Annotated in this window: 11 protein-coding genes; 4 read left to right on the forward strand and 7 right to left on the reverse strand. The window is 75.1% G+C overall.

Features of this window, described 5'->3' with window-relative positions:
- Window positions 1-5: 5 nt before the first annotated feature.
- The 7 genes from ACTWP8_RS31450 to ACTWP8_RS31480 form a co-directional block, all read right to left on the reverse strand.
- The gene (locus tag ACTWP8_RS31450; RefSeq protein WP_443325483.1) at window positions 6-1,163 is read right to left on the reverse strand and encodes an NAD(P)/FAD-dependent oxidoreductase; all 1,158 of its coding nucleotides are present in this window, start codon (window positions 1,161-1,163) and stop codon (window positions 6-8) included.
- Window positions 1,160-1,522 (reverse strand): bifunctional 3-phenylpropionate/cinnamic acid dioxygenase ferredoxin subunit, encoded by a 363-nt coding sequence (locus tag ACTWP8_RS31455; protein ID WP_443317522.1) that lies wholly within the window; start codon window positions 1,520-1,522, stop codon window positions 1,160-1,162. Before ACTWP8_RS31455 ends, ACTWP8_RS31450 begins: the two co-directional genes overlap by 4 nt.
- A 339-nt stretch (window positions 1,523-1,861) precedes the next feature.
- Window positions 1,862-2,497, reverse strand: coding sequence for an MBL fold metallo-hydrolase (locus ACTWP8_RS31460; protein ID WP_443325484.1), 636 nt, complete (start codon window positions 2,495-2,497; stop codon window positions 1,862-1,864).
- On the reverse strand, window positions 2,497-3,582 hold the full coding sequence (locus tag ACTWP8_RS31465; protein WP_443325485.1) for an S-(hydroxymethyl)mycothiol dehydrogenase: 1,086 nt from the start codon (window positions 3,580-3,582) through the stop codon (window positions 2,497-2,499). The genes ACTWP8_RS31460 and ACTWP8_RS31465 overlap by 1 nt, the downstream gene beginning before the upstream one ends.
- 174 nt (window positions 3,583-3,756) lie before the next feature.
- Window positions 3,757-9,606, reverse strand: coding sequence for a hypothetical protein (locus ACTWP8_RS31470; protein WP_443325486.1), 5,850 nt, complete (start codon window positions 9,604-9,606; stop codon window positions 3,757-3,759).
- Between the two features lie 76 nt (window positions 9,607-9,682).
- On the reverse strand, window positions 9,683-10,576 hold the full coding sequence (locus ACTWP8_RS31475) for a hypothetical protein (RefSeq protein ID WP_443325514.1): 894 nt from the start codon (window positions 10,574-10,576) through the stop codon (window positions 9,683-9,685).
- A gap of 104 nt (window positions 10,577-10,680) precedes the next feature.
- Window positions 10,681-12,222, reverse strand: a complete 1,542-nt coding sequence (locus ACTWP8_RS31480; protein ID WP_443325487.1) for a hypothetical protein — start codon at window positions 12,220-12,222, stop codon at window positions 10,681-10,683.
- A gap of 192 nt (window positions 12,223-12,414) precedes the next feature.
- Between ACTWP8_RS31480 and ACTWP8_RS31485 the strand changes: the two genes are divergently transcribed.
- The 4 genes from ACTWP8_RS31485 to ACTWP8_RS31500 all read left to right on the forward strand — a co-directional run bounded on the left by ACTWP8_RS31485 (window position 12,415) and on the right by ACTWP8_RS31500 (window position 15,513).
- Entirely contained in the window at window positions 12,415-13,074 is a 660-nt protein-coding gene (locus ACTWP8_RS31485) for a GntR family transcriptional regulator (protein ID WP_443325488.1), read from the forward strand.
- A complete protein-coding gene (locus ACTWP8_RS31490; protein WP_443325489.1) occupies window positions 13,071-13,907 on the forward strand; it encodes a LamB/YcsF family protein in 837 nt (278 codons plus the stop codon). Before ACTWP8_RS31485 ends, ACTWP8_RS31490 begins: the two co-directional genes overlap by 4 nt.
- Before the next feature lie 122 nt (window positions 13,908-14,029).
- Window positions 14,030-14,650 carry a 5-oxoprolinase subunit PxpB gene (pxpB, locus tag ACTWP8_RS31495; RefSeq protein ID WP_443325490.1) on the forward strand — a complete coding sequence of 207 codons (621 nt, stop codon included), beginning with the start codon at window positions 14,030-14,032 and terminating at the stop codon, window positions 14,648-14,650.
- A complete protein-coding gene (locus ACTWP8_RS31500; RefSeq protein WP_443325491.1) occupies window positions 14,647-15,513 on the forward strand; it encodes a biotin-dependent carboxyltransferase family protein in 867 nt (288 codons plus the stop codon). Before pxpB ends, ACTWP8_RS31500 begins: the two co-directional genes overlap by 4 nt.
- Window positions 15,514-15,616: the final 103 nt, after the last annotated feature.

Consider the following 15,616-nt stretch of genomic DNA (forward strand, 5'->3'; position numbering starts at 1 on the left):
GGTCGTCAGGGGGCGGTGAGCTGCCGGCGCCAGCGGGTGAACTGCCGTGCCTGGTCGACGCCGAGCACGGCCACCGGTCGGCCCGCGCGCCGGTAGACCGCGAGGAAGCTGCGGTCGGACGCCGCGCCCTCCTCGACGGCGACGCTGTCGGCCTGCGCGGCGTGCCCCGCGAACTGGATCCGTACGCCGTACTGGTCCGACCAGAAGTACGGCGGGCGGGTCGGGGCGGGCGCGGCCGTGCCGCCGGAGAGCAGGGCCGCCACGGCCGCCGCCGGGCGTTCTCGCGCGCCGGTCCAGTGCTCCACCCGGCGGTGGGCCCCGACGGCGGGGTCGTACCAGGCCGCACAGTCGCCGACCGCGACGACGCCGGGGACGCCTGTGGCACCGGCCGCGTCGCACCGCACGCCGTTCTCCAGCGGCACGCCGGTTCCCTCGAGCCAGTCGGTGCAGGGGCGGGCACCGACCCCGACGACGACGGTGTCGGCCGGGATGCGGCGGCCGTCCCGGAGCAGGACCGCGCCCACGCGCCCGTTGCCGACGAGGCCCTGGACCCCGGTGCCGCACAGCAGCCGGACGCCGTGGTCCGCGTGGAGCGCGGAGACGACGCCGCCCATCTCCGGTCCCAGCGGGCCCGCGAGCGGCGTCGGCGCCGCCTCGACGACCGTCACGTCGAGCCCGAGTCCGTACGCGGTCGAGGCCACCTCGGCGCCGATGAACCCGCCGCCGATGACGACCAGGCTGCCGCCGCGCGCCAGGTCGTCGCGGAGCGCGCGGGCGTCCTCGACGGTGCGCAGCACATGCACCCCCGCGAGACCGTCGCTCCCCGGCAGGGTCCGCGCCGCCGCCCCGGTGGCGATCACGACCCCGTCAGCCCTGACCTCGCGGCCGTCCGCGAGCCGCACCGAGCGGTCGCCGCGGGCGAGCCCGGCGGCCCGCGCGCCGAGCAGCCACTCGGCGCCGAGGTCCTCGCCGTCCGCCTCGAGCCCGAGGCCGTCCTCGTCGACCTTTCCGGCGAGGAACTCCTTCGACAACGGCGGCCTGTCGTACGGGCGGTGGGCCTCGTCGCCGATGATGACGAGCCGCCCGTCGTATCCCTGCTTGCGCAGCGAGCGGGCGGCCGAGAGACCGGCGAGCGAGGCGCCGACGACGGCCACGCTCCTCACGCGACGCCTCCGCTGAGGCGGGCGACGGCGCAGGGCGGGAGGTTCGGCACGGCGTCGGACAGCAGGACGTAGATCACGCCGTCCTCGACGAGGACCTGGTGCGTGCGGACCGGAAACCTGGCCGGGGGTGCGTCCACGCTGCCGGTGCGCAGGTCGAACTTCGAGGCGTGCAGCGGGCATTCGACCTCGCACCCCTCGAGCCAGCCGTCGGAGAGAGCGGCGTCCTGGTGGGTGCAGGTGTCGTCGATCGCGTAGACCTCGCCGTCCTCGGTGTGGAACACCGCGACAGGGGGGTCGGTCTCGAGCCGGTAGGCCTCGCCTCGCGGCAGATCAGCGAGACGGCACACGGGAATCATCATGACCACCTCGGTGCGTATAGCGAAACAAGATGCGAAGAACGCAACGCCAGTGTGAGGGTGCCCCTATGCCTTGTCAAGGAGCCGAAATCGACGCGGAACGGCACGCGCGGCGTTTGCTTTCACGCAACTTTTTGCGCAGCAGGAAACAGCCCTGTCGCGCGGGAACTCGCCGTGACGATCGGGGTCTTCTCCCTCGTCACGGCCGGATGCGGGCCGTGGGGAGCCCGTACTGCGCGGGGCCTCGCGGTCGGCGTCCCGGGGCGCCGACGCGCTGGGATGCGCCGGGACGGCCGCGAGGCCCCGTCAGCCGACGGCCGCGGGGCCTCTGTCAGCCGCGGGTCACCGGCCGCGGGCGACCCAGTCCTCGAGATACGGGACCTCGGCGCCGATGCTGGTCGTCTCGCCGTGGCCGGTGTGCACGACGGTCTCGCCCGGGAGCGTGAGCAGCCGGTCGCGGATCGAGGCGATGATCGTGCCGAAGTCGCTGAACGAGCGCCCCGTAGCCCCGGGCCCTCCCGCGAAGAGCGTGTCACCGCTGAACAGCACGCCCAGCTCCGGCGCGTACAGGCACACCGCGCCCGGCGCGTGCCCGGGCGTGTGGAGGACACGCAGCGCAGTCCCCGCGACCTCGAGGACGTCGCCGTCGGCCAGGGCGCGGTCGGGCTGCCGGTGCGGGTGCACCAGCTTCCACAGCACCTGGTCGTCCGGGTGGAGGAGTACGGGCGCTCCCGTACGGTCGGCGAGGGCGGGGGCCGCGTTCACATGGTCGTTGTGCGCGTGGGTGCACACGATGGCGGCCAGGCGGCGGTCGCCGACGGCAGTCCGGATCGCGTCGGCGTCGTGTGCGGGGTCGATGACGAGGACCTGATCGTCGTCTCCGACGAGCCACACATTGTTGTCGACCTCCCACGTGCCGCCGTCGAACCGGAAGGTCCCGCTGGTGACGAGGTGCTCGATGCGCAGCGCGCCGACCACTACAGCACCACCACCGAGCGCAGCACATCGCCGTGGTGCATCTTCTCGAAGGCCTTCTCGACGTCCCCGAGCCCGATCGTCTCGGAGACGAAGGCGTCGAGGTCGAAGCGCCCCTGCAGATGGAGATCGACGAGCGTCGGGAAGTCGCGCGAGGGCAGGCAGTCGCCGTACCAGCTGGATTTGAGCGCGCCGCCGCGCCCGAAGACCTCGAGGAGCGGCAGCTCGATCTTCATCTCGGGGGTCGGGACGCCGACGAGCACGACCGTGCCCGCCAGGTCACGGGCGTAGAACGCCTGGCGGTAGGTCTCCGGGCGGCCGACGGCCTCGACGACCACGTCCGCGCCGAACCCTCCGGTCAGCTCGCGTACGGACTCCACCACATCGGCCGTGGAACCGTTGACGGTGTGGGTGGCGCCCATGCTCCGGGCCCGTTCGAGCTTGCGCTCGTCGATGTCGACGGCGATGACGGTGGTCGCACCGGCGATCCTCGATCCGGCGACCGCGGCCATCCCGACGCCGCCGCACCCGATGACGGCGACCGAGTCGCCACGGCCCACGGCGCCGGTGTTGACCGCGGCCCCGAAGCCGGCCATGACGCCGCAGCCGAGCAGGCCGGCGGCCGTGGCGGGGGCCCGGGGGTCGACCTTGGTGCACTGCCCGGCGGCGACCAGGGTCTTCTCGGCGAACGCGCCGATGCCGAGCGCGGGGGCGAGCGGCGTGCCGTCGAGCAGCGTCATGGGCTGGGTCGCGTTGTGCGTCGCGAAGCAGTACCAGGGCTTGCCCTTGCGGCAGGCCCGGCACTGGCCGCATACGGCACGCCAGTTCAGGATGACGAAGTCGCCGGGCGCGACGTGGGTGACGCCCTCCCCGACTGCCTCGACCCGGCCCGCCGCCTCGTGCCCGAGGAGGAAGGGGAAGTCGTCGTTGATGCCGCCTTCGCGGTAGTGCAGATCGGTGTGGCAGACGCCGCACGCCTCGACCTTCACCAGCGCCTCGCCCGGGCCGGGTTCGGGTACGGAGATCGTTTCGACCGAGACGGGCTCGCCCTTCTGCCGGGCGACGACTGCGCGGACCTCGTGAGCCATGGGTACTCCTCGTCGTGGGCGGATCCCTGGGCTTCTGGTATTCCTATGGTGTTTCCTCATGCGGTACGCGTCTCTTAGGCCGCAACCGCAAGGGCAACATTGAGGAGGAAACGCCCACGGGTCAAGGGTCGCGTCCGGCCAGTCCCCGGCCAGTCCTCGACGCCCCGCCCCTCGTCAGTCCGCGGGGACCGGCGGGCGCTTGAACATCCGGGTCGCGGTGATCTCGCCGTGCACCGTCTCCTCGCCCTCGGCCCGCTGTGGCAGCCCGGGGCGCAGATGCTCCTCGACGCTGATGTACTTCAGCCCCGCCCGCAGGTCCGCGTCGTTCCGCAGTCGGATGACCAGCGGGAACTCCGCCAGCGCCGTGGTGTCGAACAGGCCCGTCGTGTAGAGCAGCTGGACGCCGAGCGCATCCGCGACGGCCCGCTGCAGCTCCAGCAGATACGTGGCGTTGGCGCGGCCGATGGGGTTGTCCAGGAAGAGGGTGCCCGCGTGGCGGTGCTTGTCGCGGCCGCGGTCGTTGCTGCGCAGCGCCGCCATCGTGCAGTACAGCGCGATGGCCGCGGTCAGCAGCTGCCCGCCCGAGAAGACGTCGCCCATCTGCCCGACCGGGACCCGCTCGGCGCGCAGTACGGCGTCCGGCTTGAGGATCTCGACGGACACGCCCTTGGGTGCGAGGGCCGCCGCGACGCCGCGCAGCAGCAGGGACATGCCGTCCCTGCGCAGGTCGGAGTTCTTGCGTACGGCGGCCCGGGTCGCCTCGTCGATGACCTCGCCGAGCCGCTCGGTGAGCGTGGCCTGATCCGGGTCGTCGAAGCGGATCCGCAGGAACTCCTGCCCCGACCACTCCCCCAGCCCTTCGGGGAGCCGGGAGAGCCGCTGCGCCGAACGGAGCGTGGCGAGCGAGGACTCCACCAGGCCCCGGAGCCGGTCGACGATGCTGTCCCGGTTCCGCTCCAGCTGCACCAGCTCGTCGGTGAGGACGCGCAGCCGGGGCGCGAACGCCTCGGCCCAGGCCGCCGCGTGCTCGGGCAGGGCGGAGGCGGGCAGCTCGCGGATCTGCTGCCGGGCGGGGGTGCGGACCTGCTCGTAGCGGGTGGAGTTGGCGTGCCGTACGAGCACGTCGCTCGCGTCGCGCACGGCCGACTCGGCGGACGAGAGGTCGGCCGCGCAGCCGCGCAGCGAGCGGCGGGCCTCGGCAGCGGCCTGCCGCGCCTCCTCGAGGCCGCCCCGGTACGGCTCCGGCGTCCCGGCGTCCTGGTCCCCGGCCTGAGCCTGGGCTTGGGCTTGGGCCTGGTGGCCATCCCGCAGCAGATCGCGCAGCAGCGCGGCCAGTTCGTCGAAGCCGCCCGCCGCGTCCTCGGCCGCCCGGTGCTCGCGCAGCAGTGCGGCGTGCGCGGCGCGGGCCGTCTCCAGGTCGTCCGCACGGGCCGCGAGCTCGGCGGTGGCGACCCGCAGGAGATCCTTCGCGTGCTCGGCGTCGCTCGGGACCATCGTCTCCGGCAGTTCGGTGTGGGCGTCCCCTTCGGCCGGCGCGTGCCGTTCGGCCTCGCCGCGGAGGCGGCCGAGCTGCTCGCTGGCGGTGGAGGCCCTGGACTCCAGCATCTGTACGAGGGACTCGGCGCGGGCTGCGGCGGCCTGGCGGGACGGGCCGTCTGCGCCGTCGGTACCTTCGAGGAGCTGGGCGGCGCGGGTGCGGACCTTGTTGGTGAGCCGGTCGAGTTCGGCGAGGGCCGCGCTCTCGTCACTCTCGGCCCTGGCCTGCTCGGCGCGCAGGTCAGCGCCGACGCCCACCTTCTCGTACAGCTGCGAGGCCGCGCGGTACGCCTCGCGCAGCGCGGGCAGCGCGGCGCCCGTCGGGGCCGCGTCGGCAGGGGTGTCCTCGGGGGCGCCCGCGATCTCGGCGCGCTCGGCGCGCAGGGCGCGGGCGGTGCGGCGCGCATCGTCGGCCGCGCGCTGCGCGGCCCTGCGGTCCTCGTCCGCCGCCCTGGCCCGCTCCAGGCAGGCGGCGGCCCTGGCCTCCGACTCGGCGGCCTCGTCGGCCAGTTCGCGCAGCCTCGGCTGCCAGGACGCGCGCTCGCGGAGCCGGAAGGCCAGCCCGGCCAGGGCGTCGGCCGCGCGGCGGGCCCGCTGTGCGGCCTCCTGCCGCTCGTCGCGGACCCTCGCCGCCTCGGCGGCGACCTCGTCCGCCTCGGCACGCGCCGTACGCGCCTCCGCCAGCTCCCGCTCGGCGCTCTCCGCGGCCGCGCGTGCCGTACCGGCCGCATCGGCGAGCTCGGCCAGGCGGCCGGGCGGGCAGCCCGTACGCCAGGAGGCGAGCCGCGCCGCGAGCGCACGGTCGGTCGCGAGCCGGGCGGCCAGCGCCCGGATCTCCTCGTCGCGCGCGGTGGCGCGGGCGCGCAGGGCCAGCCGCTCGTCGTCGGCCGCGCGCTCGTCGTGCATCGCCGGGTTCGGCGGTACGAGGAACACTCCGCTGTCCTGCACACCGGGTCCCGGGGTCGGCGCGAGCAGCGCGGCGGCGGTTCCGACGGCGACGGTGGACCGCGGCAGGAGGGCCGCGCCGACAAGGACTTCACGGGCGCGCGCGTGCGTTTCGGGATCGGTGATGACCACGCCGTCGACGAGCTCGGGGCGGGCGGCCATGACCGCGGCGTGGTCGGCCGGGTCGACGGCCTGGGCGAGATACCGCCAGCCGGGCAGGGCGGGGATGCCGTGCTCGCCGAGGTACTCCACCGCGGCCAGCACGTCCGGCCCCGGCGGAAGCAGCCCGCCGTCGCCGAGCGCCCCGAGAATCCGGGCGTCGTCGGCGGCGGCGGTGCGCAGCTCGAAGAGCTGCCGCTCGGCGGCCGCGACGGTCTCCTCGAGCATGTCACGGAGCGCCTCGGCACTCCGGTCGAGCTCCTCGGCGCCGAGAGGGCCGAAGTCGGCGTCCGTGGCGCGAGGGCCTGCACCCGCGGGCGGCCGGCCCGGACCAGCGGGCACCTCCCCGGCGCCGGAACGCCCGCCACCGCCTTCCGCGCCGCGGGCTGTGAACTCGTCGGCGCCGAGCCCGCCTGGGCGGGAGGACGCGCCGCTGTCGGACGAGTCGGCACCACGGGCGTCCGTTCCCCCGCCCCCGGCGCCCCGGAACCGGCCGTCGGCAGCACCGGCCGTGTGAGCTCCCGGAGTTGGGGGGGCACCGACCCCCTCCCCGGCCCCAGCGCGGCCATCAGCAGCGCGCCCACCGCCGTGAGCGCCGGCCTCGCGAGAGGCCGCGCCGCTGTCCAATACCCCCGCGCCGGAACCCTCCGTGCCGCGATGCCCGCCCCGCGCCTCATGCGGCCGTCCTGCCCCCATGCGGACGCTGTCCTCGGCTGAGCAGCCGTCAACCCCTGGCGAACTCCCTGTCTCATCGGCGTCCGCGCCGCTGATTGCTCGGACATCGGAGTCATCGGGGTCGGGGTCATCGGGGTCGGGGTCATCAGGGTCATCGGGGTCAACCCCGGCCCCGCCTGGGGACGCACCGATTCCAGAGCCCGCGGCGCCCCCACCGGCGCCCGCATCCGCCCCGTGCGGGGAGGTGCCCGTGCCGGGCGAACCTGCGCTGCCCGGCTGCCCGTCCCGGGCTCCGAGAAGCTGGTCCGCCCGCGCGCGGTGGCCGTCCTCGGCTGAGGGGCCGTCAGCCTCGGGCACCCCCGGTGCTCGGCCGCCAGCGGCCCCGGGTTCGGCCGCGCGCGGCGATGTCTCGGCGCTCGACGGGTCCGCGCCGGAGGCGTCCGCGGTGCCCGGGGTCCCGGTGCCCGCGGCTTCGGACGCGATGACACGGCCGCCGTGAGCCTCACCCGTCGGCATTCGATCGCCATCGGCTGAGTAGCCGTCAGGCGTCTGCGCGCCCCCGCCGTCTGCAGCGCGTCCGTTGGCGTCGGCGGGCGCCACGTCCGAGGGCGTGCCGGCGGTCGAGGGCGCCACAGCCCGCGCGTCGGTCCGGTCGGCGGCGGCGGGAGCCTCGGCGCGTGCGACGCGTCGTGACGTGCCGTCCGTGGACGCGTGGGTCGGCCTGCCGTCCTGGCCGTCAGTGCCTTCGGCTGTGCGTCGGCGAGGTGGGGTCACCATGCCCTGGCCTTCGCCCGGAGCCCCGCCGCGGCGGGGCGGGGGCACAGGGCGCAGCGGGGTGTTCGGGAGGCTCAGCAGTTCCGCCAGGCGCTCCTCCGCGCCGAGGGACTCCGCGGCGCGCCGCTCCGCCGCGTAGGCGGACTCCGCCGCCTCGGCGGCGTCCGCGGCACGGGCCGCGGCCAGTTCTGCCCGGGTCTGGTCCGCGGCCGCCTCACTGGCGCGGTCCGCGGTCTGACGGGCCGTCTCGCGCGCGCTGTCCCACGTGGCGACCGCCGACTTCTCGGCGTCGCTCGCCGCGAGCGCCACGCGGGCCGGGTCCGCGTCAGGCGCGGTGGGGGCACCACCGGGCGGTGGCTGGGGGACGTCGAGCCAGCCCGCACGTACCGCCTCCGCGGTCTCCTGCTCGACCTCGGCGAGCCGCTGCCGCAGGTGCTCCGCCTCGCTGCGGGCGCGCTGGGCCTCGGTGGCCGCGGCCGTCGCGTCGCGGTGCGCCGCCTCGCCCGCTTCCTGAAGGGCGGCGGAGCGCTCCTCCTCCTCGTTGGCGAGCCGCTCGCCGTCCGCGGCCGCGGCGTGCAGCGCCCGTACGAGGTCGGACGCGGCCTTCGCGCGGGCGGCCAGCGCCGGGGCCGCGTCCCGCTCGGCCTCGCGGATCGCCGCGGCCACGCGCGCGGAGCGGTCGGCGGCGGCCCGGTGCCGCAGCACGACTTCGGCGGCCTGCCATGCGGCGTGCAGCGTCCGCGCGTCGGCCAACTCGCGGCGCTGCGCCGCGGCGGCCTTCTCACCCGCGGCGAGCGCCAGCGAGGCGTGCCGGTAGGCGAGTTCGGCCGCGACGAGGCGGCTGCGGCCCCTGGCTTCCTCGGCCTCACCGGCGGCGTCCGCGGCCGCGGTCACCTGCTGGGCGAGCTCGGCGGCACGCCCGCGCTCCTCCGCGCCGCGGGCGGAGAGCCTGCGGGCGAGCGTACGGGTGCGGCGCTCCGCCCCGGCGTGCACCCCGCGGGCCCGCTCGCGCTGCTCCGCGGCCTCGGCGATACGGGACAGCAGGTCCAGCGAACCCGCCGTGAAGTCCCGCTCCGCGGTCAGCTCCGCCCGTCGGCCCAGCTTGTGCGCGAACCCGTGCACGAGGTCGGCGAGCCCGTCCGTGTCCCGGGTGTCGGTGACGGCCCGCAGCAGCAGATCGGTGAAGTCGGAGTCGTTCTTGACGGCGAAGAGGCCGGCCGCCTCGCCCTCATCGGCGTTCATCTCCCGCTGGTAGCGGAAGAGTTCCGGGTCGAGGCCGAGGTCGCCGAGGTGCTCGTTCCAGCGCTCGTGGATCTCCTCCCAGACGACGTCGAGGTTCGGATACGCCTTGCCGGCCTCGGCGATGGCGTCCCGGAACCCCTTCATGGTGCGGCGGCGGCCCCGCGCCCCGGACACGCCCTCTACGGGGGGCCGTACGGCCGTGGCCTCGGCGACCGGCAGTGAGTCGAGGGACATCCCGGGACCGGGCCGGAAGGAGTACCACGCCTCGGCGAACTTCCGCGGGTCGCCCGAGACCTGCCGGCCCCGCCACTCGCTGACCTTGCCGACGACCACGCACTCGCCGGTGACGGTGTGCTGCCACTCCAGAGCGACGTGCCCGCAGTCGTCGGCCAGCAGGAACTTGCGCAGTACGCCGGAGCTTGCGCCGCCGAGAGTGTTGCGGTGACCCGGCAGCATGACCGAGAAGATCAACTTGAGGAGTACGGACTTTCCGCCGCCGTTCTCCAGGAAGAGCACGCCCGCGGGCGCGGGCCTGCGCGGCGGTCCCGTGGGCTCGTCCTCGAAGAAGTCCGCCTGCGTGGGGGCGGGGCTGGCCACGGGCTCGCCCACGCCCCGCAGGTCGAGCACGGTGTCGGCGTAACGCGCACCGGCAGGCCCGATGGAGTAGAGGCGGACCCGGGACAGCTCGTACATGGCGGCGGACTCTCGTTGTGGTCGTGTTGTGGTCGTGTTGTGGTCGTGAATTCGGAAAGGAGGAGCTTCGGAAGGATCAGCTGTGGAACGGCAGACCGGCGTCCGCGACCAGGCCGAGGTCGTCGGTGTCGTCGGGCGGGAGGAGCGTCGCGGTGCCGTCGCTGACGGGCACGATCCCGAGCTCGAGGAGCTCGGCCATGGCGGCGCTGCCCGCCATGTCGCGGACCTGCAGCTGATAGCGCGCGGTCGTGCGGTACGCGCCTCCGGCTTCGTCTCCGGTGCGCTGCAGGAAACCGGAGTCGGTGAGGAAGGCGACGGCCTTGCCGACGATCCCGGTGGTCGAACCGGCCAGCCGCCGCGCGTCCTTGGTGGCACCGGTGGCACTGCGGCGGGCCCACACCCGCCAGGCCGCCTCCAGGCCGGGGGCGTCGGTGGTGGGGTCGGTGTTCTCACCCGCCGCCTCGGCCCGCTCCTCCAGGCGCCGGCAGGCCTGGCGTACGAACGCATCGACGCCGTTGACCGTGATCCGTCCGATGTAGCCGTCGTCGGCGAGGTCGTCGGGGCGGGGGAACGCCAGGGCGGCGATGGCGAGATGGGCGAGTCCGTGCAGAAAGCGGTCTGCGGAGTCGGAGGAGGCGCGACGCGCGTAGTCGCCCATGCGGACCGCGAAGACGGAGTCCTCGGCGGCGGCCACGGCCATGCCGGCGCGCGTGGACACCTCGAGGACGACGAGGCCGAGCCCGGCGGCCACGGCGTCGGCGAGCCGAGCGAAGGCGGGGTCCTCGCGGTGCCGCCGCAGCAGCTCGGCGTACTCGGCGTCGCGCGCGGGGATGAGCCTGGGCTGGAGGCCGAAGGCGACGAGCCGGGCGGCGTCGGCCGCGTCGGCGGGCGTGACGGGTCCGCCGGATCCGGCGGACCCGGGGTGCGATGGATCGCTCCCGGGACCGCCCGTGGCATACGGCCCGGCCACGGGCAGGGCGCCCGACTCCCGCTCCCCTGCGGAGTACGGGACGTCGTCGGCGTCGTACTCGGCGGTCACAGCTGTGGCTCCTTCGACGGGTCGTAGCTCAACACCTACGCCACCTCCGCCCGTTCCGCGGCCATGCCCGCCGCGTCCAGCAAGGCCGTGCCGACGATGAGGTCGGCGCCGCCGAACTCGGCGTCGTCCAGCTCCGTGCCGTCGTCGACGGCGAACAGCAGCTGCTGCTCGCCCTGCCGGTAGGCGGTGCCCACCGCCGGGCTCGCCGCGTGGACCGCGAGGAGCGCGACGAGGTACGGGAGTTCGGGGTCGCGTCGGCGCGCGTCGGCGAGCAGCCCGGAGAGGCGGCGCGGCGCATCCGCCGGGAGGTCGAGAAGCTCCAGGGCGGCCGCCAGCTGCTCCTCGCTGAACCGGCTGTCGTCCGGCGTGGCGACGAGATCGGGCTCGGGCATCTCCGCGCCGAGGTGCTCGCGCTCGACCGGCGGGGTCAGCAGCAGGTCCACCAGGTCCCCGACCCGTACCGCCGACGGGGTACGCAGGCCCGTGCCGCGCGCGAAGAACGCGTCGGTGACCCGGGTCGCCCGCTCGACCGGCAGCGGCAGAACCGGCGCCACCAGCTGCCCGTAGAGGTCGATTCCGGCACCGGCGGCAGCGGCGCCGGCGAACGCCTGCCGGTCCTGCTCGGCCCGGAACAGCGGCCCCGCCTCCAGCAGCCGGGACTGCAGCTGGGTGTGGCGGCGGATGCAGTCCTTGACGATGTCGACCAGCTCGGCGGCGCGCCGCTTGTGTTCAGCGTCCTCCGCCTCGTCCCGCGCCCGGCGGATGTTGGTGAGGATCGCGTTCTCATGGCGGTAGCGGTCCGCGACGTGGTCGAGAGCCTCGGCGATCATGTCGGGGACCGCGGACAGCCAGTCGACGGCGCGCACGTTGCGCCGGGTCGCGTCGAGAGTCCTGCGGAGCGTCTCCGCGTACTGGACCGTGCGGTAGCGGGCCTGTTCCGCGGCCAGTTGGGCGTCGGCGAGGCGGCCGCGGCTGATGAGCACCTCCAGCTTCACCTCGGCGGCGATCTGAGCGCTGGTCACATCCGTGTCGAGCGCGCCGACCAGGACGTTGACCGCCTCGTCGGTCGTCCGCAGATACACGCCGCCGCCGGGGCCCGGCACTTCCTCGATGAGCTTGAAGTCGTAGTCGCGCCGCACATAAGCGCCGTCGGGCCCGAACGTGCCGTAGACGGCGCGGAATCCGCGGTCCACGCTGCCGACGTTGATGAGGTTCTCCAGCACCCAGCGGGCCACCCGTTCGTGTTCCGCGGCGGGCCTGGCGGGCGCCTGGGCGGCGGCGCGCGGCAGCAGCCTGGCCACTATCTGCTCGTGGTCGGCGCCGGTGTCGAAGTCCATGTGGAGCGTGACGAGATCGATGGCGGCGAGCGCGAGCTCCGCCATCGCGTAGACCGAGTACTCGCCCGCGAGATTGGCCTTGCGCGCGTCCAGATCGTGCAGCGGCGCGGTGCAGGCGAGGGCGCGCAGCCGCCGGGCCAGCCCCTCGTCGGCGGCCGGGCCGGGTGCGGGCCGGGCCGCCGAGCCGGGCTGTGCCCCGCTGAACTGGGGCGGAGCGAGGTCCGAGGCGTGCGAAGTCACGACGCACAGATTAGGTCCTCGCACTGACAACGACCGAAACGGCACGGATGGGGCAGCGGATGGGGCGCGGCCGCGGCGGCCCGTGACCGGCGTCACCGCGACGCCCGGCGACACGGACGCTAGGCTATTGTTCAACAATCCGATGCGTACATCTGTACGGCCCTGCTCGGTCCCCACAACCCGGGAGGTTCCATGGAGACCGCCGGCACCGCCACCGGTGCCGCGCAGCGCGTCGCCGACGTGCTGCGCGAGCGCATCGCGCGCGGCACGCTGCCGCCCGGCACCCGCCTCTCCGAGGAGTCGCTCGGCTCAGGGCTCGGTGTCTCGCGGAACACGCTGCGCGAGGCCTTCCGGCTGCTGGCCGACGGCCGCCTGGTCGTGCACGAACTCAACCGCGGCGTGTTCGTCCGGGTGCTCGGCCCCGGCGACGTGATCGACATCTACACGACCCGGCGCGCCCTGGAGACGGCTGGGGTGCGCGCCGCCCCCAACGCGCCCCCTGAGCGTTTCGGCGCACTCCGCCAGTCCGTCTCGGCCGCGGGGGCCGCGGCCGAGGCGGGCGACTGGTCCACGGTCGGCACCGCCGACCTCCACTTCCACCAGGCGCTCGGCGGCCTGGCAGGAAGCCCCCGCATCGACGAGTACCTGACCCGGCTGATGGCCGAACTGCGGCTCGCCTTCCTGGCGATGCCCTCGCCGCGCGACCTGCACGAGCCGTTCCTGCGCCGTAACCGGCTCATCGCCGCCCTGCTCGAATCAGGCGAAACCGACCGGGCGGAAGCCGAGTTGGAGCGCTACCTCGGCGACGCCCAGCAGATGATCCTCGACATCATGATGAAGGCCGATACGTGACCGCGACCGCCCCAGCCACCGCCGCCTCCCCCGCTCCCGCCGCATCCCCCGCTCCGGCCACGGCCACCGCATCCCCGCCCGTCCTCGACCTCAACGCCGACCTCGGCGAGGGCTTCGGCCGCTGGACGCTCACCGACGACGAGGCCCTGCTGTCCGTCGTCACCAGCGCCAACGTGGCCTGCGGCTTCCACGGCGGCGACCCGTCGACGATGCGCCGGGTCTGCGAGCTGGCCGCCGAGCGCGGCGTGGGCATCGGTGCCCAGGTCTCGTACCGCGACCTGGCGGGCTTCGGGCGCCGCGCGATGGACGTGCCGCCCGACGAGCTGGCCGACGAGATCGCCTACCAGATCGGCGCGCTGGAGGTCTTCGCCCGCTCGGCGGGGGCGCGCGTCCGGTACGTCAAGCCCCACGGCGCGCTCTACAACCGCACCGTCCACGACGAGGAGCAGGCAGCGGCCGTGATCCGGGGAGTGCGGCTCGCCGGGGACTCGCTCCCCGTCCTCGGGCTGCCCGGATCCCGGCTCCACGAAGCGGCCGCAGAGGCCGGACTGCCGGTCGTGGCCGAGGCGTTCGCGGACCGCGCGTACACCGCCGCGGGCACGCTCGTACCGCGCCGCGAGCCCGGCGCCGTCCTCACCGACCCCGGCGCCGTCGTGGCACGCGCCCTGGGCTTCGCCCAGGACAGGGCCGTGACCTCGGTCTGCGGCCGCCGTGTCGAGGTGGAGGTCCGCTCGCTGTGCCTGCACGGCGACACCCCGGGGGCCGCCGCCCTCGCCCGACGCGTACGGGCCGGACTGGAGGCCGCGGGCGTGCGCGTGGAGGCGTTCGCATGAGGGGGCTTTCGCATGAGGGGCCGTTCGCATGAGGGGGCTTTCGCATGAGGGGCCGTTCGCATGAGGGGGCTTTCGTATGAGGGGGGCTTTCGCATGACGCGAGCGTTGAGGAAGGCGTTCGCGTGAGGAGCCTGCCGGTGGGCGACGACGGGCTGCTCGTCGAGCTCGGCAGCGGCGAGGCCGTCGAGGCCCTGCACGCCGAGGTGCTGCGGCGGGCAGAGGCGGGCGAACTGCCCGCGGTGCGCGAGATCGTGCCCGCCGCGCGCACCCTCCTGCTGGCCGGTCTCCGCGATCCCCGGTGGTTCGCCCAGGAGTTGGGCGGCTGGCAGGTCCCGCCACTCGCCGCCGGGAGCCGGGACGCCGTCGAGATCCCGGTGCGGTACGACGGCCCCGACCTCGCCGATGTCGCGGAGCTGTGGGGCGTCACCCCGCAGGACGTCGTACGCATCCACTCCGGCACCCTTTTCCGCGTCGCCTTCTGCGGGTTCGCGCCCGGCTTCGGCTATCTGACGGGCCTGCCCGAGCGCTACCACGTGCCCCGCAGGGCCACGCCCAGGACCAGCGTGCCCAGCGGCTCGGTCGCGCTCGCCGGGCCGTACACCGGCGTCTACCCGCGCTCCTCGCCGGGCGGCTGGCAGCTCATCGGCACCACGGACGCCGTGCTGTGGGACACCTCGCGTCAGCCCGCGGCGCTGCTCGCGCCCGGAACGCGGGTGCGGTTCAGGCCGGAGGGGGCGGCGTGACGGACCGAGCCATCGCGGTCGTGCGGGCGGGCGCGCTCACCACCATCCAGGACCTGGGCCGCACCGGCCACGCGCACCTGGGCGTACCGCGGGCCGGCGCCCTGGACCAGCCCGCGCACCGGCTCGCCAACCGCCTCGTCGGCAACCCCGCCTCGGCGGCGGCCCTCGAGACGACGCTCGACGGCTGCGCCATACGCGTCCGGCGCGCGGTGACCGCCGCCGTCACGGGCGCGCCCTGCCCGGTCACCGTCGACCGCCGTCCGGCCCCGTGGGGCGCGCCGGTACGGGTGCGGGCCGGGTCGGTGCTCGCGGTCGGAGCCGCCTCCCACGGGGTGCGCAGCTACGTGGCGTTCGCGGGCGGCGTCGCCGTCGAGCCCGTGCTCGGCAGCCGCTCGGCCGACCTGCTCTCGGGCATCGGTCCCGCACCGCTCGCGGACGGCGCCGTGCTGCCGCTCGGCGTGCCGTACGCCCCGCCGTCCGGCACCGATGTGCTTCCCTGTCCCGGCCCGCCGCGCGAGCTGGTGCTGCCCGTGGTGCTGGGCCCGCGTGACGACTGGTTCACCACCGGGGCCGTACGCACCCTGGCGACCGGCGGCTACGTCGTATCGTCCGCGAGCAACCGCATCGGCCTGCGCACCGAGGGCCCGCCTCTGGAGCGGGCGAAGGACGGCGAACTGCCCAGTGAGGGCATGGTGCTGGGGGCGGTGCAGGTGCCGCCGGACGGCCGTCCCCTGCTCTTTCTCGCCGACCACCCGACGACAGGCGGCTACCCGGTCGTCGGCGTCGTCCCGGAGCGGCACCTGGCCGCCGCGGCCCAGGCCGTCCCGGGGACGCCGGTACGCTTCCTCCCGCGTCGAGCCTAGGTTGTGGGCATGCGTTCCGCTGGGGCGGAACGCATACCCACAACCGGCCCACACACGGCGACGGCGCGCAACCGGCCGCCCGGGGTTGCCGTCTCGTACACGG

It is taken from the genome of Streptomyces sp. 7N604, from assembly GCF_052245475.1.
In the GTDB taxonomy this organism is placed as follows: domain Bacteria; phylum Actinomycetota; class Actinomycetes; order Streptomycetales; family Streptomycetaceae; genus Streptomyces.

Coding starts and splice junctions, on each gene's coding strand:
- ACTWP8_RS31455 (WP_443317522.1), bottom strand. CDS start 1,522: ATGATGATTCCCGTGTGCCGTCTCGCTGATCTGCCGCGAGGCGAGGCC.
- ACTWP8_RS31470 (WP_443325486.1), bottom strand. CDS start 9,606: ATGTACGAGCTGTCCCGGGTCCGCCTCTACTCCATCGGGCCTGCCGGT.
- ACTWP8_RS31465 (WP_443325485.1), bottom strand. CDS start 3,582: ATGGCTCACGAGGTCCGCGCAGTCGTCGCCCGGCAGAAGGGCGAGCCC.
- ACTWP8_RS31485 (WP_443325488.1), top strand. CDS start 12,415: ATGGAGACCGCCGGCACCGCCACCGGTGCCGCGCAGCGCGTCGCCGAC.